Origin of the sequence: Streptomyces sp. NPDC001714, from assembly GCF_042892755.1 — a bacterium.
GTDB lineage: Bacteria > Actinomycetota > Actinomycetes > Streptomycetales > Streptomycetaceae > Streptomyces.
The window spans coordinates 239,798-266,237 of the sequence record NZ_JBIAUL010000009.1; the positions used below are offsets into that span (position 1 = coordinate 239,798).

20 protein-coding genes are annotated in these 26,440 nt (G+C 71.6%); 12 read left to right on the top strand and 8 right to left on the bottom strand.

Going from position 1 to position 26,440, the window contains the following annotated elements; translation table 11 throughout:
* Positions 1–80: 80 nt before the first annotated feature.
* Complete coding sequence (locus ACFY0P_RS24740; protein ID WP_388916887.1) at positions 81–1,220, bottom strand: aminoglycoside phosphotransferase family protein; 1,140 nt, start codon at positions 1,218–1,220, stop codon at positions 81–83.
* A 266-nt stretch (positions 1,221–1,486) separates the two neighbouring features.
* On the opposite strand from ACFY0P_RS24740, the gene ACFY0P_RS24745 reads away from it, so the two are divergent.
* Positions 1,487–2,983 (top strand): hypothetical protein, encoded by a 1,497-nt coding sequence (locus ACFY0P_RS24745; RefSeq protein WP_388916890.1) that lies wholly within the window; start codon positions 1,487–1,489, stop codon positions 2,981–2,983.
* Between the two features lie 70 nt (positions 2,984–3,053).
* On the opposite strand, the gene ACFY0P_RS24750 is transcribed toward ACFY0P_RS24745, so the two are convergent.
* Positions 3,054–4,475 carry a PP2C family protein-serine/threonine phosphatase gene (locus ACFY0P_RS24750; RefSeq protein ID WP_388916893.1) on the bottom strand — a complete coding sequence of 474 codons (1,422 nt, stop codon included), beginning with the start codon at positions 4,473–4,475 and terminating at the stop codon, positions 3,054–3,056.
* A 348-nt stretch (positions 4,476–4,823) separates the two neighbouring features.
* Here ACFY0P_RS24750 and ACFY0P_RS24755 point away from each other — a divergent pair, with 348 nt between their 5' ends.
* Positions 4,824–5,237 carry an SsgA family sporulation/cell division regulator gene (locus ACFY0P_RS24755; protein WP_293997258.1) on the top strand — a complete coding sequence of 138 codons (414 nt, stop codon included), beginning with the start codon at positions 4,824–4,826 and terminating at the stop codon, positions 5,235–5,237.
* A gap of 140 nt (positions 5,238–5,377) precedes the next feature.
* Positions 5,378–7,405: a phosphocholine-specific phospholipase C gene (locus ACFY0P_RS24760; protein ID WP_388916896.1), complete on the top strand. Its 2,028-nt coding sequence runs from the start codon at positions 5,378–5,380 to the stop codon at positions 7,403–7,405.
* Here ACFY0P_RS24760 and ACFY0P_RS24765 read toward each other — a convergent pair.
* Both ACFY0P_RS24765 and ACFY0P_RS24770 read right to left on the bottom strand, forming a co-directional pair.
* Positions 7,395–8,420, bottom strand: coding sequence for a Gfo/Idh/MocA family protein (locus ACFY0P_RS24765; protein ID WP_388916899.1), 1,026 nt, complete (start codon positions 8,418–8,420; stop codon positions 7,395–7,397). The genes ACFY0P_RS24760 and ACFY0P_RS24765 overlap by 11 nt on opposite strands.
* A gap of 66 nt (positions 8,421–8,486) precedes the next feature.
* Positions 8,487–9,581: a chemotaxis protein gene (locus tag ACFY0P_RS24770; protein ID WP_388916902.1), complete on the bottom strand. Its 1,095-nt coding sequence runs from the start codon at positions 9,579–9,581 to the stop codon at positions 8,487–8,489.
* A gap of 168 nt (positions 9,582–9,749) precedes the next feature.
* On the opposite strand from ACFY0P_RS24770, the gene ACFY0P_RS24775 reads away from it, so the two are divergent.
* Entirely contained in the window at positions 9,750–10,529 is a 780-nt protein-coding gene (locus tag ACFY0P_RS24775) for an alpha/beta fold hydrolase (protein ID WP_388916905.1), read from the top strand.
* A 323-nt stretch (positions 10,530–10,852) separates the two neighbouring features.
* On the top strand, positions 10,853–12,691 hold the full coding sequence (gene asnB, locus ACFY0P_RS24780; protein WP_388916908.1) for an asparagine synthase (glutamine-hydrolyzing): 1,839 nt from the start codon (positions 10,853–10,855) through the stop codon (positions 12,689–12,691).
* A gap of 52 nt (positions 12,692–12,743) precedes the next feature.
* On the opposite strand, the gene ACFY0P_RS24785 is transcribed toward asnB, so the two are convergent.
* Entirely contained in the window at positions 12,744–14,360 is a 1,617-nt protein-coding gene (locus ACFY0P_RS24785; RefSeq protein ID WP_388916911.1) for an alpha/beta hydrolase, read from the bottom strand.
* Between the two features lie 281 nt (positions 14,361–14,641).
* On the opposite strand from ACFY0P_RS24785, the gene ACFY0P_RS24790 reads away from it, so the two are divergent.
* The 3 genes from ACFY0P_RS24790 to ACFY0P_RS24800 all read left to right on the top strand — a co-directional run bounded on the left by ACFY0P_RS24790 (position 14,642) and on the right by ACFY0P_RS24800 (position 17,263).
* Positions 14,642–15,319 carry a chaplin gene (locus ACFY0P_RS24790; protein WP_388916914.1) on the top strand — a complete coding sequence of 226 codons (678 nt, stop codon included), beginning with the start codon at positions 14,642–14,644 and terminating at the stop codon, positions 15,317–15,319.
* A 238-nt stretch (positions 15,320–15,557) separates the two neighbouring features.
* Positions 15,558–16,412 carry a GNAT family N-acetyltransferase gene (locus ACFY0P_RS24795; RefSeq protein ID WP_388916917.1) on the top strand — a complete coding sequence of 285 codons (855 nt, stop codon included), beginning with the start codon at positions 15,558–15,560 and terminating at the stop codon, positions 16,410–16,412.
* 74 nt (positions 16,413–16,486) lie between these two features.
* A complete protein-coding gene (locus ACFY0P_RS24800) occupies positions 16,487–17,263 on the top strand; it encodes a GNAT family N-acetyltransferase (RefSeq protein ID WP_388916920.1) in 777 nt (258 codons plus the stop codon).
* Between the two features lie 124 nt (positions 17,264–17,387).
* Here ACFY0P_RS24800 and ACFY0P_RS24805 read toward each other — a convergent pair whose 3' ends face one another.
* Positions 17,388–17,651, bottom strand: coding sequence for a GlsB/YeaQ/YmgE family stress response membrane protein (locus tag ACFY0P_RS24805; protein ID WP_388916923.1), 264 nt, complete (start codon positions 17,649–17,651; stop codon positions 17,388–17,390).
* 217 nt (positions 17,652–17,868) lie between these two features.
* On the opposite strand from ACFY0P_RS24805, the gene ACFY0P_RS24810 reads away from it, so the two are divergent.
* Complete coding sequence (locus ACFY0P_RS24810) at positions 17,869–19,299, top strand: hydrolase (RefSeq protein ID WP_388916926.1); 1,431 nt, start codon at positions 17,869–17,871, stop codon at positions 19,297–19,299.
* Here the strand turns inward: ACFY0P_RS24810 and ACFY0P_RS24815 are convergent.
* Together ACFY0P_RS24815 and ACFY0P_RS24820 are read right to left on the bottom strand one after the other, a co-directional pair.
* Positions 19,286–22,033: an exo-beta-D-glucosaminidase gene (locus ACFY0P_RS24815; protein ID WP_388916929.1), complete on the bottom strand. Its 2,748-nt coding sequence runs from the start codon at positions 22,031–22,033 to the stop codon at positions 19,286–19,288. The two genes, ACFY0P_RS24810 and ACFY0P_RS24815, sit on opposite strands and share 14 nt — an antisense overlap.
* Positions 22,034–22,145: 112 nt before the next feature.
* Positions 22,146–23,333, bottom strand: a complete 1,188-nt coding sequence (locus tag ACFY0P_RS24820) for an ROK family protein (RefSeq protein WP_388916931.1) — start codon at positions 23,331–23,333, stop codon at positions 22,146–22,148.
* A gap of 139 nt (positions 23,334–23,472) precedes the next feature.
* On the opposite strand from ACFY0P_RS24820, the gene ACFY0P_RS24825 reads away from it, so the two are divergent.
* The 3 genes from ACFY0P_RS24825 to ACFY0P_RS24835 all read left to right on the top strand — a co-directional run bounded on the left by ACFY0P_RS24825 (position 23,473) and on the right by ACFY0P_RS24835 (position 26,366).
* Positions 23,473–24,942: an APC family permease gene (locus tag ACFY0P_RS24825; protein WP_388916934.1), complete on the top strand. Its 1,470-nt coding sequence runs from the start codon at positions 23,473–23,475 to the stop codon at positions 24,940–24,942.
* 60 nt (positions 24,943–25,002) lie between these two features.
* A complete protein-coding gene (locus ACFY0P_RS24830; RefSeq protein ID WP_388916937.1) occupies positions 25,003–25,515 on the top strand; it encodes a GNAT family N-acetyltransferase in 513 nt (170 codons plus the stop codon).
* Between the two features lie 83 nt (positions 25,516–25,598).
* The gene (locus ACFY0P_RS24835; protein WP_388916940.1) at positions 25,599–26,366 is read left to right on the top strand and encodes an ArsR/SmtB family transcription factor; all 768 of its coding nucleotides are present in this window, start codon (positions 25,599–25,601) and stop codon (positions 26,364–26,366) included.
* Positions 26,367–26,440 lie beyond the last annotated feature (74 nt).

Genomic DNA, 26,440 nt, shown 5'->3' on the forward strand with positions numbered 1-26,440 from the left:
GGGTGTCCCCGGCGCACCCCGGACATGCGAGGATCCGCGGTGCGCAGCTGCCCTGAGCGCACCGCGGATCCTCGTCCCCGTCAGCGAGTGCCGACCGCCGCACGCACGGCCCGGCGGGCCAGCTGGCAGTCGTCGTGCAGCCGCCGGAGCAGCAGCCGCTGTTCCTCGCCGGTCGGCGCGGCGCCCGGGTGGGCCGTACCCGGTGCCGCCGGGGTCGCGTCGTGCATCGAACGCTGCACGGCGGTCTCGTAGGTCCGGATCTCCCGGGTGAGGACCAGCATCAGGTTCACCAGGAAGGCGTCCCGGGACGCCGGCCCCGCCGACTGGGCGATCTGGCTGATCTGACGGCGTGCCACCGGGGCGTCACCGAGGACCGACCAGAGCGTGGCCAGGTCGTACCCCGGCAGATACCAGCCCGCGTGCTCCCAGTCCACCAGCACTGGACCGGCCGGGGACAACAGGATGTTCGAGAGCAGGGCGTCGCCGTGGCAGAACTGGCCCATCCCCTGGCGGCCCGCCGCGACCGCGATGCCGTGCAGCAGCTTCTGCAGGTCACCCATGTCCCGGTCGGTGAGCAGGCCCAGCTCGTGGTACCGGGCGATCCGGGCCGGGTAGTCGACCGGGGCGTCGAAGGTGCCCGCCGGGGGACGCCACGCGTTCAGCCGGCAGATCGCGCCCAGCGCGGCCCGGATGTCCGCCCGGGGCGGAGCCTCCACAGGGTGACGCTGGACCGCCGCCACCCGGCCGGGCATCCGCTCGATCACCAGTGTGCAGTTGTCCGGATCCGCCGCGATCAGCCTCGGCACCCGGATCGGCGGCCGGTGCCGGACGAACGAGCGGTATGCGGCTATTTCGTGGCGGGTCCGCTCCGCCCAGGCGGGGGAGTGGTCCAGTAGACACTTCGCCACGGCCGTGCTGCGCCCCGTCGTCCCGACGAGGATCACGGACCGCCCGGTGCGGCGCAGCACCTGCACCGGAGCGAACTCCGGACAGATCCGGTGCACCGACGCGATCGCGGTGCGCAGCTGCGCCCCCTGGGGGCCGGAGAGGTCGAGTCTCCCGCTGAGGGGCTGGGTGCCGAGACCCGCGGCGCGCCGCTGCCGGCCCACGACCGGTACGGCGGCCCCGGGACGCGCGGGGTCGAGATAGGGTCCGCTCCCCGCCGGGCGGGGGCGCAGCGACCGGGGCGGAGCGGACACGGAGGACGATGCTGCGTACATGGGCGATACAGATCCCTTCGTGTACCTGCGGTGCCTGCCTGAGAAGTCCTGTGAGGGGTTCTCGCGTCCAGCCCGTCCCGGCCGCCCGGGCACACCCTGGGGAGTGTGCCCGTCGAGCGGCGACCGGGTCGGGGTGGCGCGTTCCTACCTGACACCCGTTGCCCAGTGGCACACCATCTGGCGCACCCTGGCGAACCGTGGCGAATAGTCGCCCGGCAACCGGCACCGGGCTACTGTCAACTCAGCCGAGAACCTGGGGGCTTGACGTGACCGGAGAACCCAACACCCGCCTCTCGGACCTGTTCGGCCTGGCCGGCTGGTCCAAGGGCGAACTCGCGAGGCTGGTCAACCGGCAGGCGGCGGCCATGGGCCACCCCCAGCTGGCGACCGACACCTCCCGGGTGCGGCGGTGGATCGACACGGGAGAGATCCCGCGCGATCCGGTGCCGCGGGTGCTGGCGGCTCTGTTCACCGAGCGTCTCGGCCGTGTCGTGACCATCGAGGACCTCGGTCTGGTACGGCACGGGCGTACGGGAAAACGGCCGGACGACGGGAAAGTGGAACATCCCGACGGCATGCCGTGGGCGCCCGAACGAACCGCCGCGGTCCTCACCGAATTCACGGGAATGGACCTCATGCTCAACCGACGCGGCTTGGTGGGTGCGGGTGCCGCGCTCACCGCGGGATCCGTACTCAGCAGCGCCATGTACGAGTGGCTGCACACCGACCCCACACTCAAGGCCGACGCCCCCGTCCTCGACGATCCTCTGCACGCCGACCCCGCTGGGTTCGACCGCTACGAGGCCGCCCCCATCGGGTCCGAGGAGATCGAGGAACTGGAGCGCTCCGTCGAGGTGTTCCGTGCCTGGGACGCGGCCCGCGGCGGCGGGCTGCAGCGCAAGGCCGTGGTGGGGCAGCTCAACGAGGTGGGCGGCATGCTCGCCTACCGCCACCCCGAGCATCTCCAGCGGCGCCTGTGGGGCGTCGCCGCCAACCTCGCCGTCCTCGCGGGCTGGATGTCGCACGACGTCGGCCTGGAGCCCACGGCCCAGAAGTACTTCGTCATCGCCGCCCACGCGGCCCGTGAGGGCGGCGACCGGCCGCGTGCCGGGGAGGCGCTCTCCAGAGCGGCTCGCCAGATGGTGCACCTCGGCCGGCCCGACGACGCACTCGACCTGATGAAGCTCGCCAAGTCCGGCTCGGGCGACGAGGTGCTGCCGCGCACCCGGGCGATGCTCTACACCATCGAGGCCTGGGCACAGGCGTCCATGGGCAAGGGCCAGGCGATGCGCCGCACCCTCGGCCAGGCGGAGGACCTCTTCGTCTCCGACCGGGGCGACGTGCCGCCGCCGAGCTGGATGCAGATGTTCAGGGAAGAGGACCTGTACGGCATGCAGGCCCTCGCCTACCGCACGCTGGCCGAGCACGACCCGGCCGCGGCCGTGCACGCCCAGCACTACGCGGAGAAGGCCCTGGCCCTGCGGATCGACGGCCGCCAGCGGTCGAAGATCTTCGACTTCCTGTCCATGGCCTCCGCCTGCTTCATCGCGGACGACCCCGAACAGGCGGACCGCTACGCGCGACTGGCCCTGATGTCCATGGGGTCGAACTCCTCCCACCGCACCTGGGACCGGCTGCGCCAGATGTACCGGCTCACCGCCGAGTACGCCGGCTACCCGAGGATCCAGGAACTGCGGGAGGAGATCAAGCTGGCCCTGCCCAAGGCCAGGAGCAAGGGGAACCACAACAGCGCACAGGCATAAGGGGCCGGTGCGCTCGACACCAGCCGCCTGATCTCCATCCACTCATCCGTCGAGGCCACACCCGCCTCGGCTACTCACCCACCCTGGCGACGAGCACGCAGGCCTCGTCCGCGCGCCCGCTCTCGCCGAACTCCTCGACCACGGCCCTGACACAGTCCTGGGCGGTGCGCGCCGCCCCGAACCGGGGAGCAAGGCCGAGGAGCGCGCCCAGAGAGTCGGCTCCGCTGTGCCCCGGTACCACTCCGTCGGTGTGCAGCAGAAGCAGATCGCCTGGCTCCAGGGTCACTTCGGCCTGCCCGTAACCGGCTCCCGAGGTGACACCGAGCAGCACGCCGTCCGGCGCGCTGAGCGCACACCCCGTCCCGCCGCGGAACAGCAGCGGGGCGGGGTGTCCTGCCTGTGCCCAGGTCAGGTTGCGGGTGGCGGGCCGGTAGCGGCAGCAGACGGCGCTGCCCAGCGCGGGTTGCACGGTGGCGTCGAGTAACTGGTTGAGCAGGGACATGAGCTGCCCCGGCTGGGTGCCGGCCATCGCCATCCCGCGTACGGCGCCCAGCAGCATCGTCATGCCCGAGGCGACGGCGACGCCGTGCCCGGTGAGGTCGCCGACGCTCAGCAGGGTGTCGCCGTCGGACAGCTCCAGCGCGTCGTACCAGTCACCGCCCAGCAGGGATCCGGCCCCGGACGGCAGGTGGTGGGCGGCGACGTCGAGCGTGCCCGGCCCCCGGCGCGGCAGCCGCAGGGCCCCGCGCCCGGGCGGCAGCACGGCCTCCTGGAGTTCCACGGCGAGCCGGTGCTCGGTCTCGGCGCGACGGCGGTGCCGCTGCATCGTGTCCCGGGTCTCGCGCACCGTCCGCTGGCTGCGCCGCAGCTCGCTGACGTCCCGCAGCACGGCCCACATCGAGGCGGTGCTGCCGTCGCCGTCGAGCACGGGCTCGCCCATCATGTGGACGGTCCGCACGTTCCCGTCGGGCCGCAGGACGCGGAACTCTCCGTCGATCGGCTTGGCGTCGACCAGGCAGTCGGTGACCATCGCGGTCAGCCGGGGCCGGTCCTCGTCCAGCACCACGGCGGGCAGTTCGTCGAGGGTGAGCGCGGGCGCGGCCGGGTCGCGGCCGAGGATCTGGAAGAGCTCACCGGACCAACTCGCCTCGTCCGTCAGGAGGTTCCACTCCGCGCTGCCGACCCGGCTGAGCAGCGAGCCCGGGGCGGCCGCCGAGCGCGGGGCGGGCGCCGCCTCGACATCGGCCGGCAGGGGTGCCGGTCCGTCCCGCAGCTGCGCCAAGTGCTCGTCCAGATCGTTGAGTTGATGGAGTGCCAGGTCGTACAGGGCTCGCTGCCAGCGCTCCTCGGGGTCCGAACCCGCGCTCCGGGTGTCCCGGCGTACCGCGTCCACGTCGCCCTTGAGTCGCCGCGTCTGCGATATCAACGCCTCGACCGAGCCGCGCCCGGGCGGCTGGGCTGCGGGGCGGTCCGCGGAGACATGGGACGGCATGACGCACTCCGATGCGGGGACTGAACGGCCAGGGCGGACGGTGGGACCGGTTACGACTGTTGCACAGCCTGCGACGCCCTGTAAGGGATTTGGCAACACACGATACGGTGGTGCTTCTGGCATATGCCAGAGTCTCCATGGGCTGGTCGACCCCCATGAAGGGTGTAGGTGACCGGTGGCGCAAGTCGTAGTGGGGCTACGTGATTTGACGGGTTTGGCGAGGTCCTCGCGTCGCGCTCGGGCGGTTGTTCGACGCCCCTGTGTTCGCAGTGTCGCGGTCTCGGCCAACCGCGGCAACTCTGTCCGGATTTCGCGTCATGCAAGGGGCCTTCCCGGAGTCCTACAGGCATGGACATCACTTTCGAGCAACCCGCCCGCGCCCGGCTGATCACCGCCGAGGACGAGGAGGTCCCGGTGCCCGCCACGCTCCGGTACACCTCCGGTGATCCCCTGGCCGTCTTCGTCGACTTCCCGGCCGAGGTCACCCTCGGCGGCGAGGAGGTCACGTGGACCTTTGCCCGCTCGCTCCTCGACCAGGGGATCAGTGCCCCGGCCGGGCGCGGGGACGTCCACATCTGGCCCTGCGGTCCGGGCCGTACGGCCGTGGAGTTCCACTCGCCGCACGGTCTCGCCCTGCTCCAGTTCGACACCCAGGCGCTCTTCCGGTTCCTGCAGCGCACCCACGAGGTGGTGGCCCCGGGGCAGGAGGACGTCGAGGCGGTCGTGGAGCGGGGTCTGAGCACCCTGTTCGGGGGCGTGTGAGGCGCACGGGGCGCTACCGACCCGTACTTTGACTTTTGTTCACTCCCGCCTCACCGATCCGGCCCGGTGCCTGCCGACCGCCCCGTGCACCCTGGCGCGCGGTGTGCCGCACGGGCGCACCGGTGACGAGGACGGGGCGAATGACACCGATCAGCCGAAGAGGCTTCGTGGGACTGGGCGCTTCCGTGGCGGCGGGCATGACGGTGGGTGCCGCCGGCCCGCGGACCGCGGCCGCGGCCCGGAGCACGGCGACCGGCACGATCTCGGACGTCAGGCACGTGGTGATCCTCATGCAGGAGAACCGCAGCTTCGACCACTACTTCGGGCGCCTCAAGGGCGTCCGCGGCTTCGCGGACCGCAGCGGCATCACGCTCAGCGGCGGATATCCGGTCTTCAACCAGCCCAACGGCACGGGCCGCCAGTACCCGTGGAAGCTCAGCGCCACCCCCGACGCGGGCGGCAAGGACGGCGAGACCCTCGCCCAGTGCAACGGCGATCTCCCGCACTCCTGGTCCTCCCAGCACTCCGCCTGGAACAAGGGCCGCCTCGACAACTGGGTCGCGGGCGTCGGCAACGTGCGGTCCCTCGGCTACCTGGACCGCGCCGACATCCCCTTCCACTACGCGCTCGCCGACAACTACACGATCTGCGACGCCTACTTCTGTTCCACCCTCAGCGCCACCGGGCCCAACCGCACCTACCTGTGGAGCGGCAAGGTCGACTCCACCAGCTACGACGGCGGCGACGAGTCCGGCCTGACCTGGCAGAACTACGCCGAGGCCCTGCAGAGCGCCGGAGTGACCTGGAAGGTCTACCAGAACGCCCAGGACAACTACGGGGACAACGGCTGCGCGTACTTCAAGAACTTCGCGAACGCCAGAGCGGGCAACCCGCTCCACGACCGGGGCATGTCCTCCGTCCCCGCGGTGACCGGCTCCACCCCCGACGACATCGCCGCCGCCATCAAGGCCGACGTCGTCGCCGGCACCCTCCCACAGGTCTCCTGGGTGGTCGCCGACCAGGCCTTCTCCGAGCACCCCTACGCCCCGCCCGGCGACGGCGCGCACTTCGTCAGCCTGGTCTACCAGGCCCTCGCCGCCGACGCGGACGTCTTCGACTCCACCGTCCTGTTCCTCAACTACGACGAGAACGACGGCTACTTCGACCACGTCCCGCCCCCGGCCCCACCCGCCGGCACGGCCGGTGAGTTCCTGAACGGCGTGCCGTACGGCTTCGGCTTCCGGGTCCCGATGATCGTCATCTCGCCCTGGACCCGCGGCGGCTGGGTCTCCTCCGAGGTCTTCGAGCACACCTCGGTGCTGCGCTTCCTGGAGACCTGGACGGCGGCGCTCGGCAAGCCCGCGCACTGCCCCAACATCAGCGCCTGGCGGCGCGCCGTGAGCGGCGACCTGACCGGCGTCTTCGACTTCGCCAACCCGGTCCACGGCGCCGTGGACCTGCCCGCGACCAGTGTCATCGGCTACTCCACCTGCGGCCCGCTGCCCAACCCGGTGCCCACCACCAACGCCCTGCCCGCCCAGGAGACGGGCACCCGCCCGGCCCGCGCGCTGCCCTACCAGCCGAACGGCTACCTGGACCACCTGGAGTTCGGGACCAGCGGCACGATCCGCGCCTGGTTCACCGTGGCCAACCAGGGCACCCCGGCGACCCGGTCGGCGCACTTCTCCATCCACCCGAACGCCTACCGGGACACCACGCCCTGGCAGTACACGGTGGACGCCGGCTCCTCGGCCTCCGACTACTTCAACATCGGCACCGGGTACGGCGCCGGCAAGTACGACATCACCATGGCCGGCCCCAACCGCTTCCTGCGCCGCTTCCAGGGCGACGCCACCAAGGCCGGCAAGTCGGCCGAGGTGAGCACCCGTTACGCCGTGGAGTCCGGCAGCGGCAGGCTCGCCGTCTGGTTCAAGATGGCCAACACGGGCTCGTCGCCCGTGACGTTCACCATCACCGCGAACAACTACCGCACCGACGGTCCCTGGACGTACACGGTCGCGGCCGGTGCCTCGGCCGAGGACTACTTCAACGCCGTGGCGTACCAGAGCGGCTGGTACGACTTCACGATCACGGTGGACTCCGACGCGACCTGGTCGCGCCGGTTCACCGGCCATCTGGAGACGGGCGCCGCCTCCGTCAGCGGCTGAGGTCCGCGTACAGGTCCGGGCGCGGGGCGAGCTCGACGGCCGTACGGCCGCCGGTCTCCAGCGCCCGGACCCCGGCCTCGGCGACCACGGAGGCGGCGTAGCCGTCCCAGGCGCCCGGTCCGGTGACGCGGCCCTGCCGGGTGGCGTCCACCCAGGCCTGCACCTCGCGGTCGTAGGCGTCGGCGAACCGCACCAGGTAGTCCTGGGCGACCTCCTCGCGGGCGCCGCCGGCCGAGGTGACCAGCATGGTGTGGTCCTCGCCGATCCGGGCGCTGCCCTTCTCGCAGACGGCCTCGCAGCGCACCTGGTAGCCGAAGCCGCAGTTGACGAAGACCTCGACGTCGACGAGGGCGCCCCCGTCGGTCTCGAAGAGGACCAGCTGCGGGTCGAGCAGTCCCTCGGGGGCGCCCGCGGAGGGCCGCGGCCGCAGCACGGTGACCGCCGTCAGCTCCTGGCCGAGCAGCCAGCGGGCCGCGTCGATCTCGTGCGACACCGAGCTGTTGATCAGCATGGCGCTGGTGAAGCCGGGCGGCGAGGACACGTTGCGGTGGGTGCAGTGCAGCATCAGCGGCCGGCCCAGACTTTCGCCGTCCAGCAGCGACTTCAGGCGCCCGTACTCGGCGTCGTAACGGCGCATGAACCCGATCTGCGCCAGCCTGCGCCCGAGCCTCGCCTCGGCCTCCACCACCCGCAGCGCACCGGTGGAGTCCGGCACCATGGGCTTCTCGCACAGCACCGGGAGCCCGTGCTCGAAGGACGCGAGCAGGGGCTCCTCGTGCGCCGGGCCCGGAGAGGCGATCAGCACGGCGTCGACACCCGGCGCGGCGAGGGCGGCCAGCGGGTCCGCGTGCACGGTGACGCAGTCCAGACCGGCCACCGCCGCCTTGGCGCGGTCGAGGTCGGGGTCGGCCACCGCGGCCACCCGCGCGCCGCTGATCACCCGGTCCAGCCGTCGTATGTGGTCGGCTCCCATGTGTCCGGCACCCAGCACCGCGACGCCCAGCAACTCAGCCACGCCCACACACTCCCTCTCGGCCGACGATCACGGTCCAGAGCCTACGTCGGCCGGGTGAGGGGCTGGTCAGTAGCGCAGCACGCCGGCGATGCCGTTCTCGTCGTCCAGGGTGCCGTCCGGGACGAAGCGGACGTCGGCGCCGGTCTCCAGGCACTGCTCCACGATCTCGTCCACGATGTCGTCGCGGGCGTCGAGGTCACCGCTCGCGGCCGGGACCAGGTGGTCGCCGTCGTCGCGGACCGTGGTGCGGTAGTTCTCCTCGACGGCGAGCAGCCGGACACGGCCCTCGCGGGCGTTCTGCCAGACCTCGTCGACACCGGCCGCGAACGCCTTGTGACCGCGCGCGGACTCGAGATCCCGGATCACCGACGCGGTGCTCCGGCGGTTCTCCGCCTGGAGGAGCGGAGCGATCGCCTGCCACACGGCCTCCGGGCCGGCGTGCGAGAGACCGCCGTGCTGCACGGGGATGCTGTGCCTGGCGACGTTGCCGAGCTCCTCCCACAGGGAGAGGGCGGCCTGCTCGCCGGTGACGTACAGCGGCCGTGGCTCCTCCCGCAGCAGCGCGGCCATCGCGGTGTTGGCGTCCCGCAGGAAGTGCTTGGTGTCCTCGTCACGGAAGGTGCTGGGCGTGTCGCCGATCTGCTCCTGGCGCTCGGCGTCGAAGTTCGGCTGGGGCCGGTTCAGCGGGAAACCGCCGGACCGGCTCTCGGTGACCCGGTCGATGCCGCCGTCCCACAGCGTGACGCGGTCGGCCGAGAGCGACAGCACCCAGAACGGCCGCTCGGCGGCGTGTGCCGAGACCAGGTTGCGGGTCAGGAAGGTGTCCGAGAGCACCACACGCTCGGGCACACTGCGGGCCAGCGACCACACTTGGTGCTCACCCGGTGCGGCGAAGATCACCAGGCCGTCCTCGGTGTACGCCAGGTCGACCTCGGCGAGAGCCTGTTCCAGCTGCCTGACCACGTCGGAACGCCGGTCCCGGGTGACCGCGGGATCCGCCTCCAGCTGCTTCTTCGCCTCGGCCACGACGTTGCGCAGCCGGACGGGGTCCTGGGCGTTGTCGGGCTCACGGCGATGCGTCGGCGTCAGCACCGACACGGCCGGATAGGGGCGCGGGCGGCGCAGCTCGGCAAGGGTCGAAGGACTGAGTGCGTGCTCCATATCAGCACCATAGGACCGATTCGCCATTGCGGCATTTGGGGTAATTCTCCGGCGTCTTCGGATCGCGGGTGCGCCGTAACCGTGTTGAGGCCCCGCGGCCGGTGACGGCGGCCCGGACGGCCGGTTACCGTACCCGGCAGTAACCGGATCACGCCCCAGGAGGCCCCCATGCCGCAGCTCGAAGTCGACGGAGCGGCCCTGACGTACGACGACGAGGGCCCCCGTGACGGCGGCATCGCGCCCCTGGTGTTCATCCACGGCTGGACCGCGAACCGGCACCGCTGGGACCACCAGGTGGCGCACTTCGCAGGGGCGCGCCGGGTGATCCGGCTCGACCTGCGCGGCCACGGCGAGAGCACCGGGGCCGGTGTGAAGACGGTGGCCGAACTGGCCCAGGACGTGGTCGCGCTCCTCGACCACCTGGAGGTGGACCGTTTCGTCCCCGTCGGCCACTCCATGGGCGGCATGATCTCCCAGACCCTCGCGCTGGCCCACCCCGAGCGGGTCGAGCGGATGGTCCTGGTCAACTCCATCGGCCGGATGACGTACAGCCGCGGCCGCGGGCTGCTGATGGCGGCCTCGACCCTGGTGCCGTTCAAGATGTTCGTCGCCGCCAACATCCAGCGCGCCTTCGCCCCCGGCTATCCGCGCGAGCAGATCCGGGAGTACGTCCGCGCGTCCGCCGGCACCCCGCGCGAGGTCGTCATGACGCTGTACGGCGCCATGCGGGCCTTCGACGTGCTCGACCGGGCCGGTGAGATCACCGCGCCCACCCTGATGGTGCACGGCTACCACGACATCCAGCTGCCGGTGGGGCAGATGCTGCGGATGGCCAAGGCCTACCCGGACGCGGAGGTCCGGATCATCGACGCGGGCCACGAGCTGCCGGTGGAGCGGCCTGCCGAGCTGACGGCGGTGCTGGACCGGTTCCTGACCCCGGCCGCGTAGCGCGAACCCGCGACAGCACCAGGTGACCGGCGCCCGGCGAAAGCCGCGGCGCCGACCCGTTTGGGGAACTTTTTGCGGTTGGCCTGTTCGGGGCGGAGGGAGCCCGGTGTGAGGCGGGTTCGCGGGCCTCGCGCGGGCAAAACGCGTCCGAAAGGTGGGGTGGGGTACTCCGTTCGTGTTACGGCCAGGTTGACCGGTCGAGGTGCCGGGCGCACGCTCGTCATATAGGTGCTGAATACAAGTGGTTCGCTCGGGCAATTGCCTGCGCCGCGGAACCGCAGGTGGCGCGCATGACCCGGCTGACCGGCAGCAGGAGGTAACGCATGTGTGGCATCACCGGCTGGGTCTCCTTCGACCGTGACCTCACCACCGAGAAGCGCGCATTGGATGCAATGACGGAGACCATGGCCTGCCGCGGCCCCGACGACCGGGGCACCTGGAGCGAAGGCCCCGCCGCCCTGGGCCACCGTCGGCTCGCGATCATCGACCTGCCCGGCGGCCGCCAGCCGATGACCGTCCGCACCGCGGACGGCACCGTCGCGATGGTCTACTCCGGCGAGGCCTACAACTTCACCGAACTGCGCCGCGAACTCACCTCCCGCGGCCACGAGTTCACCACCGACTCGGACACCGAGGTCGTGCTCCGCGGCTATGTGGAATGGGGCGACTCCGTCGCCGAGCGGCTCAACGGCATGTACGCCTTCGCCGTCTGGGACGGCCGCCACGACAAGCTCGTGATGATCCGCGACCGCATGGGCATCAAGCCCTTCTACATGTACCCGACCCCGGACGGCGTCCTGTTCGGCTCCGAACCCAAGGCGATCCTGGCCAACCCGCTGGTCCGCCCCCGGGTGGGCCTGGACGGCCTGCGCGAGCTGTTCACCATGGTGAAGACCCCGGGGCAGGCCGTCTGGGAAGGCATGCGCGAGGTCGAACCCGGCACCGTCGTCACCGTCGACCGCCACGGCCTGCGCACCCGCGTCTACTGGCGCCTGGAGACCCGCCCGCACCCCGACGACCGGGACACCACCGTCGCCACCGTCCGCGAGCTCCTCGACGACATCGTGCGCCGCCAGCTGGTCGCCGACGTGCCCCGCTGCACCCTGCTCTCCGGCGGCCTCGACTCCTCCGCCATGACCGCCCTCGCGGCCCGGCAGCTCGCCGTGCAGGGCGAGAAGGTCCGCAGCTTCGCCGTCGACTTCGTCGGCCGTACCGACAACTTCGTCGCCGACGAGCTGCGCTCCACCCCCGACACGCCGTTCGTGCACGACGTGGCCCGCCTGGCCCGCACCGACCACCAGGACATCGTCCTCGACGTCGCAAGCCTCGCCGACCCCGCGGTCCGCGAGCGGGTGATCCGGGCCCGCGACCTGCCGGCCGGGTTCGGCGACATGGACACCTCGCTCCTGCTGCTGTTCCGGGCCGTCCGCGACCAGTCCACCGTCGCGCTGTCCGGCGAGTCCGCCGACGAGGTGTTCGGCGGCTACCTGCAGTTCTTCGACGAGGGGGCCCGCACCGCCGACACCTTCCCCTGGCTCTTCCAGTTCGCCCGGCACTTCGGCGACGACGCCGGCGTCCTGCGCACGGACCTCGCCAAGTCCCTCGACCTGGAGAACTACATCGCCGACGCCTACCACTCCGCCGTCACCGGCATCGAGCGCCTGGGCGGCGAGAGCGACTTCGAGTACCGCATGCGCCGCATGAGTTACCTGCACCTCACCCGTTTCGTGCGCGCCCTGCTGGACCGCAAGGACCGGATGAGCATGGCCGTGGGCCTGGAGGTCCGGGTGCCGTTCTGCGACCACCGGCTCGTCGAGTACGTCTACAACGCGCCCTGGGCCCTCAAGTCCTTCGACGGGCGCGAGAAGACCCTCCTCCGCGAGGCCACCCGGGACGTCCTCCCGCAGTCCGTGTACGACCGGGTCAAGAGCCCCTACCCGTCCACCCAGGACCCGGAGTACGGCCACGCCCTCCAGGACCAGGTCAAGGACCTGGTGGCCCGGCCCGACCACCGGGTCTTCGACCTCGTCGACCGCGAGAAGGCCGACCGGGCGGCCCACCGGGCCGAGCTGAGCACCCAGGCCGACCGGCGCGGCCTGGAACGCACCCTCGACCTGGCCCGGTGGATCGACCTCTACGACCCGGAACTCACCCTCTCCTGAGCCCTGAGCCCTGAGCCCTGAGCCCTGAGCCCTGAGCCCCGTCCCTCGGGGCTCAGTCCGACGAGCCGGTGACGGTGCCGCCGTCACCGCCCGCCGGGCAGGAACTGCCGTCGGGCGGCAGCGTGCCGTACAGCAGGAAGTCGTCGACCTTGCCGTGCACGCACGTGGACGACGTGTACCCGGTGTGGCCGTCGCCCCTGTTGTCCAGCACCACGGCCGACGGACCGAGCCGCTTCGCCGTCTCGACCGTCCAGCTGTACGGCGTCGCCGGGTCACCGCGGGTGCCCACCAGGAGCATGGGCGCGGAGGGCACGTCCTTCACCTCGTGGCGGATGAAGTCGGTGCCGCGCGGCCGGCCGTAGCACAGCAGCACCTGCGTCAGCCGGAACCGGCCGAACACCGGGGACGCCTGCTGGTACTCCTTGTTCAGCCGGGCGATGTCCTGGGTGAGCCGTCGGGCGCTCGGCCGGTCCGGGTCGTCCGCGCAGTTGATCGCCATCAGCGCGGCCGACAGGTTGTCCACGGGGATGTCCGCGCTGTTCACGAGCCCGCCGCTGTGCTTCTGCCCGTGCGGCAGTGCGTAGCCGCCGGACGCGACGTTCTGCACCCCCCGGGTGTCCCCGTCGTCGATCAGCGAGATCAGCGCCCGCTCCAGCTGCGGCCACAGTTCCTTGCCGTACAGCCCCTGCCCGAGGGCGTCCACCAGGTCCTGACCGGTGAACGGACCGCCGAAGTCGGAGGGCACCGGGTCCTCGTCGAGGGAGCGCACCAGCTTCACGACCGCCTCGCCGGCCTTGCGCCGGTCCTGCCCGAACGGGCACCCCTGGTCGGTCACGCACCAGTCCAGGAAGTCGTCCAGCGCCGTCTGCTGCCCCCGGGCACCGGCCACCCCCTGCTCGGCCAGCGACTCGGTCAGCGTGTCCACGCCGTCCAGTGCCATCCGGCCCACCTTGTGCGGGAACTGCGCCGCGTACACCGCGCCGAGCCTGGTGCCGTAGGAGAAGCCCAGGTAGTTCAGCTTCTCGTCGCCGAGCGCCTGGCGGATGACGTCCAGGTCCCGGGAGGCGTTCACGGTGCCTATGTGGGACAGCACGGGCCCGGAGTTCCTGGTGCACCGGAGCGTGAGCTCCTGCAGCGCCTTCATCAGGGCCTGTGGACGCGCGACGTCGGGGGGCTCGTCGGTGGTCGCCCCGTCCGAGGCGGCCCCGATGCCGGCGCCGCAGCTGACGGGGGAGGAGCGGCCGACCCCGCGCGGGTCGAAGCCGACCACGTCGTAGCCGTTGGTCAGGCCCATGAATTCCTTGCCGTCGTGCCCGAGCTGGCTGACGCCCGAGCCGCCCGGGCCGCCGAAGTTCAGCAGCACCGAGCCCCGCGACTTCCCGGTCGCCCGGTAGCGGGACAGCGCCAGATCGAGGGTGCCCCTGGCCGGCCGCGCGTAGTCGAGGGGGACGGTGACCTTGGCGCACTGCATGTCCTTGGGCAGCTCCCCGTCCTCGCACGCCGTCCACCGGACCTTCTGCCCGTAGAACGGGGTCAGGTCCGGCTGCTTGCCCGCCGCCGTCGCCGCGTCCGTGGTCGCGGGCAGTCCGCCGCCCAGCAGGGCGAGTGCGACGGCACCGGCGCCGGCGCAGCGCCGCAGGGCGGGCCGGGTACGGGGCACGGCAGGCATCGAGGGCCTCCAGGGACGCTCCGTGGCGGACCGGGTACAGGGCTTTCGCTCACCATAAGCGGGCTCCGCGGGGCCCGCCTCCCGGCGAGCGGAGCGGGCCGAGCGGCCGTACTCTCCGCGAGATCGTCCCCGTCCAGTGCCCTTGCACACTTTTGCCGCCGGTTCGATATCGGTGTCGCTCGATGGGGTGAAATGTGGATAAGCCATAACTCACATGGTTCGTCTGCGTTTTAACCGTTGCGGGCGAGCGCCCGTAATCATGTCTGGAAGGCAGGGAACCTATGAAACGGGTTACCCGAAACGGTGTGATCGCCGTCGCTGCGGCCTCAGGGGCGATGGCCGTGGCGGTTCCGGCCTGGGCCGACGCGGGCGCGGACAGTACCGCGGCCGGTTCGCCCGGAGTGGTCTCCGGCAACGGTGTCCAGTTGCCGGTCGACCTCCCGGTGAACGTGTGCGGGAACACCGTGAACGTGGTGGGGCTCTTGAACCCGGCGGCCGGCAACGCCTGCGTGAACGAGGGCGGCGACGCCGGCAGCGGCGCTGCCGGCGCCTCGGCCGCGTCCGGTGGAGCGTCCGCGAAGGGCGCCGAGCAGGACTCGCCCGGGGTGGTCTCCGGCAACGGCGTCCAGTTGCCGGTCGATCTCCCGGTCAACGTCAGCGGCAACAGCGTGGACGTGGTCGGCGTCCTGAATCCGGCCATCGGCAACACCTCGGTGAACACCGCCGGCGACCACCCGAGCCCGCCGAAGGCCGCCACCCCGCAGCCGCCCACCGTCAAGACGCCGGCCCCGCCGAAGACCCACCACGTGCCCAAGGCGCACCCCGCCGCGCCGCCGGCCGGGGCGACCCTCGCCCACACCGGGTCGGACCTCACCGGAGCCACCGTCGCGGGCAGCGCGGCGCTGCTGCTCACCGGGACCGCCCTGCACCGGCGCTTCCGCCCGGGCCGGACACGCTGACCGGCCGGCGTGATACCAGGGCGGGCTGACGAGCCGCGCATCGGCAGGCCCCACCGGCCCCGACCGGTGGGGCCTTCGTCGGGTACGCGCCCCGCGCCTGCCGAGCGTGGCGCGCTCGTGGCGCACGTCAACGGCTTGATCCCGTCGTGGCGCGCCGCCCGGTGATCGGGAAGGATGCTGCGGGCGCGCGGCGCCGGTCGCCACGCGGTCGGCCCCCGTCACGGAATGGAGCGCATCGATGACCTCTCCGGCCCCCCAGGACCTCGTCGTCACCCGGGCCACCCCCGCAGACTGGCCGGTGATCGTCGGCTGGGCGGCGGACGAGGGCTGGAACCCCGGGCTTGCCGACACCGCCGCGTTCTTCGCCCAGGACCCCGAGGGGTTCTTCGTCGGCCGCGTCGACGGCGAACCGGTGTCGGCCATCTCCGTCGTCAACTACGGCGCCGACTACGCCTTCCTGGGCTGGTACCTGGTCCGCCCCGACCTGCGCGGCCAGGGCCACGGCCTCACCACGTGGAAGACCGCACTCGCCCACGCCGGCGACCGGACCGTAGGACTGGACGGCGTGGTGGCCCAGCAGGACAACTACCGTCAGTCCGGCTTCGAACTCGCCTACCGCACCGCCCGGTTCGTGGGCGAGGCGCCCGCCGCCGAGACCCCGGCCGGCGTCCGGCCCGCCCGTGCCGACGACCTGGCCGCCATCACGGCGTACGACAGCGCCTGCTGCCCGGCCGACCGGCCGCGCTTCGTCGCCGCGTGGCTGACCGCACCCGGGCACCGGGCGCTCGTCCGCCACGACGGCGACCGCCTCGCCGGTTACGGCGTGATCCGGCCCGGCCGCGACACCCTGCGCATCGGCCCCCTCTTCGCCGACACCGTCGAGGACGCCCGCGCCCTGTTCACCGCCCTCACCGCCGAGGCGGCGGGCGAACAGGTCGCCATCGACGTACCCGAGACCAGCGCGGCGGGCGTCGCCCTCGCCGAGGCGGCCGGCTTCGCTCCCTCGTTCGAGACCGCCCGCATGTACACCGGCCGGGTCCGCGACCACGCCCGCGAGCGGGTCTTCGGGGTCACCACGCTCGAACTGGGCTGACCTTCGGCGCCGGACAGGCCGCGGCCACGGGAATTGGTGTTGCCGCCGTCGCGCCCGGATGGTGGAGTGCTCGGATGGATCATCGAACCGTGCTCGCTCTGTACGACCGTGACATGCGCGAGGGCGCCCGTCCCGACGAACCCGGCGCCCGGATCGAGCGGGCCGGCGCGGTGGTGCGCCAGGTGGCGGACGCCGAGGGGTGGAACGGCGTCCTCTGGTCGGACCTGGACGAGTCGACCGCGGATCGTGCGATCGCCGAGCAGATCGAGTTCTTCGCCGCCGAGGGACGGGAGTTCGAGTGGAAGGTCTACGGCCACGACCTGCCGGCGGACCTCGGTGACCGGCTGACCGCGGCCGGGTTCAGGCCGGAGCCGCAGGAGACGCTGTTGGTCGGCGAGGTCGCCCGGCTGAGCCTCGACACCGGGCTGCCGGACGGCGTACGCGTGGTGCCCGCCACGGACCGGGCGGGCATCGAACTCGTCGTGGCCGTACACGAGAAGGCCTTCGGCACGGACGGTTCGCGGCTGCGTCACCGGCTGCTGACGCGGCTTGCCGAGCAGCCGGACAGCGTGGTCGCGATGGTGGCGCTCGCCGGGGACGAGCCGATCAGCGCCGCCCGGGTGGAGCTGGTGCCCGGGGCGAGGTTCGCCGGTCTGTGGGGCGGCGGCACGGTGGCGGAGTGGCGCGGGCGCGGGGTGTACCGTGCCCTCGTCGCCCACCGGGCCCGTGTCGCCGCCGCCCACGGTTGCCGGTACCTGCAGGTGGACGCGTTGCCCACGAGCCGGCCGATCCTCGAACGGCTGGGCTTCCACGCCCTGAGCACGACCACGCCCTACCTCTCTCCGCAGTAGGCGGCAGGAGGCGGCCGGCGTTCGGTATCGGTCGGCGGTCCAGTCGGCCGACCGCCGCGCGGGCGCGCCCGCGCGGCGGGGCCGTACCACTCGATGCGGCCCCGCCGGCCCGAGGCACGTCAGGTCACCGGCGTGCCTTGGAGCGGTCCAGTGCCGCGATCCCCAGCGCCGCCAGGGCGATCTGGATGAACCACTCGATCCAGTCGGGGCCCTTGGTGTCGGCCACGCCGAAGCCCGCCGCGAGCGCCGAGCCCAGCAGGGCCGCGACGATGCCGACGACGATGGTCCACAGGACACCGATGTGCTGGCGGCCGGGGACGACCAGGCGCCCCAGCACACCGATGATGAGTCCGATGACGATGGCGCTGATGATGCCCGAGATCTCCATTTCCGCCCCTCTTCGTCGGTACCCCGCTGCTGTCCAATCTGCCCGCTGAATCCGGTGGCAGTCCCGTCCGGTTGTTACAGCGGTTTTCTGTTCACCGGCCCGACATGCCATGTACCTTTCAATGAGTCGACGCGTGTAGAAATCTCAAGCACGTTCTACGCGCGCAGAGTTGGCGCCCGCACCGCCTCTACCCCACCCCCTCACGGAGGTTCGCCGGATGCTTGGATCCAGCAGATCCCGCCACAGACTCACCACCGCCCTGGCCGGGTTCGCACTGCTCGTCACGGGAGCCGCCCTCCAGGTCGGCACAGCGGCCGCCCCCGCTCACGCGGCCACCACCTACCGCGTCCTGTTCGACGACGGCCACGCCGAGGAGGCCGGCAACGCGGACTGGATCATCTCCACCAGCAAGCCCGACCCGCTCGCCCAGGACTCCTCCCCGTCCTCGGAGACCGACTGGACCGGCGCGCTCTCGTCGTGGGGCGTGGCCCTCCAGAAGACCGGCAGCTACAGCATGAAGACCGCGACCAGCGCGCTCACCTACGGCGGTTCGTCGACGACCGACCTGTCGAACTTCGACGCGCTGGTGCTGCCCGAGCCGAACACGTTGTTCACGACCGCCGAGAAGACGGCGATCATGAACTTCGTGAAGAACGGCGGCGGTCTCTTCATGATCTCCGACCACACCGGGGCCGACCGCAACAGCGACGGCTACGACGCGGTCGAGATCCTCAACGACCTGATGACGAACAACAGCGTCGACTCGACCGACCCGTTCGGGTTCTCGATCGACTCGCTCGACATCAGCTCCGGCTACCCGGCCGCGATCAGCGACAGCAGCGACCCGGTGCTGCACGGCTCCTTCGGCACGGTGACCAAGAGCCTGATCGCCGACGGCACCACCGCGACGCTCAAGCCGTCGGACAACTCCGCCGTCAAGGGTCTGGTGTACCGCAGCGGTTACTCCGGCAACACCGGCGCCTTCTTCGCCACCAGCACCTTCGGCAGCGGCCGGGTCGCCTTCTGGGGCGACAGCTCGCCCATCGACGACGGCACCGGCCAGTCCGGCAACACGCTGTACGACGGCTGGAACGACAGCGGCGCCACCAACGCGGCCCTCGCCCTGAACGCCACCGCCTGGCTGACCGGCGCGTCCAGCGGCAGCAGCGGTGGCGGCGGAGGGGGCGGCGGCACCTGCACCTCCGCCCAGCTCCTCGGCAACCCCGGCTTCGAGTCCGGCAACACCACCTGGACCGCCAGCAGCGGGGTCATCACCAACTCCAGCAGCGAGGCGGCCCGCACCGGCTCCTACAAGGCCTGGCTCGACGGCTACGGGTCCGCCCACACCGACACGCTGTCCCAGTCGGTGACCATTCCGTCCGGCTGCTCCGCGACGCTCAGTTTCTACCTGCACGTGGACACCGCGGAGACCACCACCAGCACCGCCTACGACAAGCTGACGGTCACCGCCGGATCCACCACCCTGGCCACGTACTCGAACCTCAACGCGGCCTCCGGATACGTCCTCAAGAGCTTCGACGTCTCCTCCCTGGCCGGCACCACGGCCACCATCAAGTTCACCGGTGTCGAGGGTTCGACCCTCCAGACGTCCTTCGTCGTCGACGACACCGCGCTCAACGTGAGCTGAGCGGGACGGACGGTTCCGGCGGGCCCGCCGGAACCGTCCGCTCCACCGCGTTCCAGCCGGAGACCCGCACCTGGGGCGTGGAGCCGTGCAGGTCGGCGGTCCGGTAGGTGGCCGTCAGGGTCGCCGACTCTCCCGGCCACAGGCTGACCTCGTTGTCCGACCACTGGACCGGCAGCACCGGCTTGCCGTCCGTGCCGACCAGATGGACGTCCGTCAGCAGGGCCGGGGTCTTCCCGGTGCCCGCGTTGCGGACGGTGACCGTGGTGGTCGACGTGCCGTCGGCGTCCGTCGTCGACGCCGTCGCCGTGACCGCGACCTGGGCCATCGAGGACAGCCCCGTCAGGTCCGCGTAGCCGGTCGTCGGCGTGTGCCACCAGTCGGTCTTCGCCCAGTCGAGAGTGTCGGGCCTGGTGGAGAGCCAGTAGACGTTGCGGCTCACCTCCTTGCCGTCCGCGTCGGTGAGCACCAGCCGTGCCAGGTAGGTGGACGACAGCCCGGACACCGACGCCGGCAGCGTGAGTGCGGTGCTGTGCGCGCCGTCGCCCTGGACCGAGACACCGGTGACGGTCTTGTCGTACTTCTGGGTGCCGTCGGGGTTGAAGAGGGTGACCCGCGCGGTGAGTCCGGAGGACGGCGTGTGCCGGTTGTTCACCACGACCACCGAGCGGTCGTCGTACGCGTACTGGACGTGCAGCGGCTCGTTGGCCTTCTTCGCGCCGAAGTAGGCGCCGCCCTGGTCGAGGTAACGGTCCATCAGCTGCCAGTGCAGGGACGTCCAGCCGCTGTTGAACATCCAGTAGATCACCCCGGTCGACGGCTTCGAGGAGTCCGTGGCGTTGCGCTCGTACGCCTCGTACTGGGCGCGGACGTTCTCGTACTGGGCGAGCTGGGCCTTGCGGACGTAGTCGGTGAGGCTCTTCGGGGCGCCGTAGCGGCCGGTGAGGGCGGCGTCGTAGATCTTCAGGGTGCCGAAGGTCGCGGACGGCGAGCGGTGGTACTGCTTGGCGTCCGGGTTCTTCCAGAGGGTGTCGAGTTCGGCCGGGGTCATCATCCGGCGCAGGGTGTCGAGGGTGGGGATGTCCGGTCCTGCGCTGGTCTCCGAGTTGAAGCCGGTGGCGCCGCCCTCGCGCTTGGCGTACCAGTAGCCCGGCGGGACCCAGTCGTAGGGGCCGGTCATCTTCATGCCCGAACTGCCCAGCTGGGGAGCCGACTTGTCCGAGGCGGCGGGAACCACCGGAACGGCCCAGTCGGCGGCGTCCAGGGCGTCCAGATACCCCTTCTCGATCTTCGCGTCGGGCGCGGCGTCGCTGCCGATCAGGAAGGAGATCACGCTCGGGTGGTCACGCAGCCGGGCGGCCTCGGCGGCCATCGAGGCCTGGGCGACCGGGTAGTCGGCGGCGGTCCACTTCTCGCCGCTCTCGCCGGGGTTGGTCTGTCCCTCCCACTTGTCGCAGCACTCCCAGCCGGGCAGGGTGAGGACGCCGAGGCGGTCGGCGAGGTCGAAGAACTCGTCGGGCTCGATGTGGCCTTCCAGCCGGATGGCGTTGAGGCCCAGGTCCACGGCGTACTTGAGGCGGTCCTCGGCGTAGGCGCGGTCCCAGCGCAGGAACTCGTCCGGTGACCAGCCGCCGCCCTTGATCAGCAGCCGGCGGCCGTTGATCGAGTACTGGCGGGCTCCGTCGGAGTTCAGCGGGGCCCGGACGTCCCGGATGCCGAAGGTCTCGTGGGCGGTGTCCGAAGCCGTGCCGGCGACCGACGCGGTGAGGTCGAGGTCGTACAGCGGCCGGCCGCCCATCCCCGCGGGCCACCACACCTTCGGCGAGGTCAGGTGCAGCCCCGGGGTGTCGGCCGGGGTGAAGGTGACGGTCCTGGTCTGGTGGGCCGCGAGCTCGACCGACCTGGTGACGGCCACCCCGGCGACGGTGCCGGAGACCTCGGCGGTGACCGGCGTGTCCGAGTCGTTGCGGGCCTGTGCCCTCACCGTCAGGTCCGCGGTCGCGAGGGACGGCACCGCGAGCTTCGTCACCACGTGCGCGTCCCGCAGCGCGACCGGGCCGCCGCGCCGGACGAGGACGTCACGGACGATGCCCATGTTCTGGTCGGGCGGGGGCTGGAGCCAGTCGAGCCAGCCCATGGTGAGGTTCTTGTTGGGGTTGTTGGGCTGGATCCGGAAGGCGACCGTGTTCGTGCCGGCCGTCACCAGGGAGGTGACGTCGAGCTCGTGACGGGTGTAGGCGCCGGCCACGTCGGCGGCGGTGGCGACCTGACGGCCGTTCACGTACACGTCGGCCGCGGAGATCACCCCGCTGAAGTCCAGGTAGGTGCGGTGCGAGGGGTCCGCGACCGTGAAATCGCTGCGGTACCACCAGGGGACCTGGAACGGCGATTTGGGGATCTTCTGGAGGTTGGTGGAGACGAACGGGTCGTCGTAGACGCCGTCGGCCAGCAGCGCGGCGAGGACCGTCGAGCGGGGCCCCGCCGGGTACCAGCCCTGCGTCGGGTAGCCGGGGGAGGAGACCGCCGCCGCGGAGTCGCCCACCTCGGCCGTCGACCGGATCGCGTACCCCGACAGCGGGGTCTCGGACCCGGCGGCGGACGGCACACGGGTGATCCGGGCGGGCCCGTGGGCCGGGTCGCGGGCCCCGGCCCAGGCGCTGGTGTTGAGTGAGCAGAGCAGTCCCAGGGCCACGGCGGCCGTGGCGAGGCGGTGTCCGGGGGCACGGCGAGGGAACACGATGGTCTCCAGGCTCGTAAAGTTAGGAAACTTTACTAACCCGGCTCAAGCTAGGGTCCCGTGGCGGCCGTGTCAATCACCGTGGGGCCCGGGCGAGTTGGCGCCGCCGCTGTCAGGGCGTGCCCGACCTGCGCTCGAACACCAGGTCACGGGCGGTCCCCAGGGCCGTGGCCACCGCGCCGAGCAATACCGCGTCCTCGCCGAGCCGGCTGGGCGCCAGCTTCGGGCGCAGCGGGGTGAGGGTGCGCAGATGCTCCCGCACGGGGCGCAGCAGCAGGTCGACGCTGTGGCCGACGCCGCCGCCGAGCACGACCAGGTCCGGGTCGAGCACGGCCGCGGCCGCCGCCACCGTGTGCGCGATCCGCTCGCCCTCGAGGCGTACCGCCTCCACCGCGGCCGGGTCGCCCTGGCGTGCCGCGTCGAACACGGACTTCGCGGTGAGCTGCCCGGTCATCCCCAGCCGCCGCGCCGTCTCGGCCACGGCCACCCCCGACACCGCGTCCTCCAGCCGCTCCGGCCCCCGCTGCCGCCCCGGCCAGGGCAGGAAGCCGATCTCCCCGGCCAGCCCGTGCGCCCCGTTGAACAGCCGCCCGTCGCTGACCACGCCCATCCCGAGGCCGGTGCCGATCATGATGTACGCGAACAGCCGACTGCCCGCCCCGACGCCGTACGTGTACTCGCCGAGGGCGGCCAGATTGGCGTCGTTGTGCACCTCCAGCGGGACGCCCAGCTCCTCGCGCATCCGGTCGAACAGGCCCGCGCGCCCCCAGCCCGGCAGGTGCATCGCGTACCGCACCCGGCGCTGCCGCTCGTCGTACACGCCCGGCGTGCCCACCACCCCGTGCACCACCTCGGCCGGGTCCACCCCGGAGTTGGCGACGACCTGCCGGGCGGTCGCGACCAGCAGGTCGGCCATCGCGCCCGAACCCCGGGCCCGGTTGCGCACGTCGGAGCGGGCGACCAGGGTGCCGTCGAGATCGGCGACCGCCACCCGCAGCCAGCTCCGGCCCACGTCGATGCCGAGCGCGAAGCCGGCCGCCGGGTCGGGCGCGTACAGGACGGCCGTGCGGCCGCGCTCCGGCACGTGGGTGCCGACCTCGTGGACCAGGCCCGCCGACTCCAGCGCGGCCAGCGCGCTGGACACCGTCGGCTTCGACAGGCCCGTCTCGCGGGCCAGTTGGGCGCGGGAGGCGGAACCGAGCAGGCGCAGCCGGTCCAGCAGCAGCCGCTCGTTGGCGCTGCGCAGGCGCCGCCGGCTCCAGGGCTGCTCCTGCTCCTCTACGACGTCGCTGGCGGCCATCGCACCATTCTCACCGATTCCCGACACATACTTGACGCATCTAGTAAGGCTCCTTAACTTTATCGGCCATCCCGCCGAGTAGGCCCTCGCCCGTCGTACGCGCCTCGCCCACCTCCCCGTGTCTCGCCCAGGAGCCCCCATGTCTGCAGGTCCCGGTAGTCCCGTCGTCTCGGGCAGTGCGCCACCGGCCGGCGGTTTCGTCCGCCGTGTCGGTCTGTTCCAGGCCACCGCCATCAACATGAGCCAGATGTGCGGCATCGGTCCGTTCGTGACCATCCCGCTCATGGTCGCCGCGTTCGGCGGCCCGCAGGCCGTCATCGGCTTCGTCGCGGGCGCGGTGCTCGCGCTCTGCGACGGCCTCGTCTGGGCCGAACTCGGCGCCGCGATGCCCGGCTCCGGCGGCAGCTACGTCTATCTGCGCCAGGCCTTCCAGTACCGCACCGGACGCCTGATGCCGTTCCTGTTCGTGTGGACGGCGATGCTCTTCATCCCGCTGATCATGTCCACGGGCGTGGTCGGCTTCGTCCAGTACCTGGGCTACCTCGCCCCGGGCCTCGGCCAGACCTCCGGCGACCTGATCGGGCTCGGGGTCATCGTCCTGGTGGTGCTCCTGCTCTGGCGCGGTATCGAGCACATCGCGAAGATCACCGCGGTCATGTGGACGGTGATGATCGCCTCGGTGCTGCTGGTGATCGTCGCCGCGGCCACCGACTTCAGCCCGCACCTGGCGTTCACCTACCCGGCCCACGCCTTCGACCTGACGAGCGACCACTTCTGGCTCGGCTTCGCCGCGGGCCTGACCATCGGCATCTACGACTACCTGGGCTACAACACGACCGCCTACATGGGCGCCGAGATCAAGGAACCCGGCCGTGTCCTGCCGCGCTCCATCCTCTTCTCGATCGTCGGCATCATGGCGATCTACCTGCTGCTCCAGATCGGCACGCTCGGCGTCATCGACTGGCACCGCATGACGAACCCGGACGACATCGCGTCGACTTCCGTGGCCTCGGCGGTTCTTGAGAAGACCTGGGGCAAGGGCGCCGCCGACACGGTGACCGTGCTGATCCTGGTCACGGCCTTCGCCTCGGTCTTCACCGGTCTGCTCGGCGGCTCCCGGGTGCCCTACGACGCCGCCCGGGACCGGGTCTTCTTCCGTCCCTACGAGAAGCTGCACCCGAAGCACCGCTTCCCGATGCTGGGGCTCGCGACCATGGGCGTGATCACCGCGGTCGGGTTCCTGATCGGCCGGCACACCGATCTGGCGACCCTGATCCAGCTGCTCACCACCGTGATGGTGATCGTCCAGGCGCTGGCCCAGATCGTGGCGCTCACGGTGCTGCGCCGCCGGCAGCCGGCCCTGAAGCGGCCGTACCGCATGTGGCTCTACCCGCTGCCGAGCATCGTCGCCTTCGCCGGCTGGTGCGTGATCTACGGCTACGCCGACCGGAACTCCCCGGGCCGCCACCCCATCGAGTGGTCCCTGGCCTGGCTCGCCCTCGGCTGCGTGGCGTTCCTGGTCTGGGCGCGGCTGGAGAAGGTGTGGCCGTTCGGGGCCAAGGAGGTCAGCGAGGAGTATCTGACCCCGGAGGAGCCGGCCGTGGTGTAGTGTCCCCAGCACACGTCAGCCTCATCCGGCGGTCAACTCCCGCCGGGTGAGGCTTTTTTCATGACCGAACTCACCGAAGCGGACGTCGTCGTCCGCCCCGCCGTCCCCGCGGACCGCCCCGTCGTCGAACGTCTGTGGCTCATGTTCCGCCACGACCTGTCCGAGTTCCGCGGGCTCCTGCCGAGGCCCGACGGCTCGTTCCGCAGCGAGCGCGTCGAGGACGCGTTCTCCGCACCCGGCTGGGCGCCCTATCTCTTCGTGCGCGGCGAACACCCGGTCGGCTTCGCGTTCGTCCGGGCGCTGGACGCTCCCGCGCGGGTGCTCAACAGCTTCTTCGTGGTGCGCGGTGCGCGGCGGACGGGCATCGGGCTGGGTGCCGTCCGCGAGGTCCTCGCCCGTCATCCGGGCCGCTGGGAGATCGCCTTCCAGTACGAGAACCCGGGCGCCGTCGCCTTCTGGCGGCGGGTCGCGGCCGAGGCCGCGGGCGACGCCTGGACGGAGGAGCCCCGGCCGGTGCCGGGCATGCCGGAGCTGCCGCCGGACGTGTGGATCTCGTTCGACACGGCTGCCTGAACCGCGTCGAACGAGAGACCGACGTTGACGTGCAAGCAATTACCTGCATAACGTTGAGTGTGCGATCAGAGGACGACAGTGGCATGGACCGGGCCTTCAAGGCGCTCGCCGACGACACCCGCAGGCGGTTGCTCGACCGGCTGCACGAGCAGAACGGCCAGACACTGGGCGAGCTGTGCGAGCGCATCGCGATGACCCGGCAGTCGGTGACCCAGCACCTGGCCGTCCTGGAGGCCGCGAACCTGATCAGCACCGTGCGGCGGGGGCGGGAGAAGCTGCACTACCTCAACCCGGTGCCGCTCCACGAGATCCAGGAGCGGTGGATCGACAAGTTCGAGCGCCCGCGCCTGCGCGCGCTCGGCGACCTGAAGCGACGAGCCGAGGAAGCCATGAGCGACCAGCCCAGCTATGTCTACGTCACCTACATCGCCAGCACCCCCGAGAAGGTCTGGGACGCCCTCACGGACGCCGGCCTGACCGCCGTCTACTGGGGACACTCCAACGTCTCCGACTGGCGGCCCGGCTCCCGCTGGGAGCACGTCCGCACCGACGGCTCCGGCATCGCCGACGTGGTCGGCACCGTCGTCGAGAGCGACCGCCCGACCCGCCTGGTCACCACCTGGGCGGCGCCCGCGGACGAGGGTGACCGGGGCCGGCACTCCCGGGTCACCTTCGACATCCGCCCGCACGCCGACATCGTCAAGCTCACCGTCACCCACGAGGACCTCAACGACGAGGGCGAACTGCGGGCCATCTCGTCCGGCTGGCCTGCCGTGCTGTCCAACCTGAAGTCCCTCATCGAGACCGGCAGCCCCCTCCCGCAGGAGCCCTGGCTGGTTCCCGGCCGCTGAGCGCGCGCGGCGGGGCCGGTCCGCCGTCATCGGACCGGCCCCGCGTCCTCCCTTCCAGGGGATGCCTGGTGTGC

What these genes read in the sequence shown, in the direction of transcription:
- ACFY0P_RS24810 (WP_388916926.1), top strand. Translation starts at nt 17,869, where the DNA reads ATGCTTGGATCCAGCAGATCCCGCCACAGACTCACCACCGCCCTGGCC.
- ACFY0P_RS24800 (WP_388916920.1), top strand. Translation starts at nt 16,487, where the DNA reads ATGGATCATCGAACCGTGCTCGCTCTGTACGACCGTGACATGCGCGAG.
- ACFY0P_RS24770 (WP_388916902.1), bottom strand. Translation starts at nt 9,581, where the DNA reads ATGGAGCACGCACTCAGTCCTTCGACCCTTGCCGAGCTGCGCCGCCCG.
- ACFY0P_RS24760 (WP_388916896.1), top strand. Translation starts at nt 5,378, where the DNA reads ATGACACCGATCAGCCGAAGAGGCTTCGTGGGACTGGGCGCTTCCGTG.
- ACFY0P_RS24835 (WP_388916940.1), top strand. Translation starts at nt 25,599, where the DNA reads ATGGACCGGGCCTTCAAGGCGCTCGCCGACGACACCCGCAGGCGGTTG.
- ACFY0P_RS24755 (WP_293997258.1), top strand. Translation starts at nt 4,824, where the DNA reads ATGGACATCACTTTCGAGCAACCCGCCCGCGCCCGGCTGATCACCGCC.
- ACFY0P_RS24825 (WP_388916934.1), top strand. Translation starts at nt 23,473, where the DNA reads ATGTCTGCAGGTCCCGGTAGTCCCGTCGTCTCGGGCAGTGCGCCACCG.
- ACFY0P_RS24785 (WP_388916911.1), bottom strand. Translation starts at nt 14,360, where the DNA reads ATGCCTGCCGTGCCCCGTACCCGGCCCGCCCTGCGGCGCTGCGCCGGC.
- ACFY0P_RS24820 (WP_388916931.1), bottom strand. Translation starts at nt 23,333, where the DNA reads ATGGCCGCCAGCGACGTCGTAGAGGAGCAGGAGCAGCCCTGGAGCCGG.
- ACFY0P_RS24790 (WP_388916914.1), top strand. Translation starts at nt 14,642, where the DNA reads ATGAAACGGGTTACCCGAAACGGTGTGATCGCCGTCGCTGCGGCCTCA.
- ACFY0P_RS24750 (WP_388916893.1), bottom strand. Translation starts at nt 4,475, where the DNA reads ATGCCGTCCCATGTCTCCGCGGACCGCCCCGCAGCCCAGCCGCCCGGG.
- ACFY0P_RS24775 (WP_388916905.1), top strand. Translation starts at nt 9,750, where the DNA reads ATGCCGCAGCTCGAAGTCGACGGAGCGGCCCTGACGTACGACGACGAG.
- asnB (WP_388916908.1), top strand. Translation starts at nt 10,853, where the DNA reads ATGTGTGGCATCACCGGCTGGGTCTCCTTCGACCGTGACCTCACCACC.
- ACFY0P_RS24740 (WP_388916887.1), bottom strand. Translation starts at nt 1,220, where the DNA reads ATGTACGCAGCATCGTCCTCCGTGTCCGCTCCGCCCCGGTCGCTGCGC.
- ACFY0P_RS24795 (WP_388916917.1), top strand. Translation starts at nt 15,558, where the DNA reads ATGACCTCTCCGGCCCCCCAGGACCTCGTCGTCACCCGGGCCACCCCC.
- ACFY0P_RS24805 (WP_388916923.1), bottom strand. Translation starts at nt 17,651, where the DNA reads ATGGAGATCTCGGGCATCATCAGCGCCATCGTCATCGGACTCATCATC.
- ACFY0P_RS24830 (WP_388916937.1), top strand. Translation starts at nt 25,003, where the DNA reads ATGACCGAACTCACCGAAGCGGACGTCGTCGTCCGCCCCGCCGTCCCC.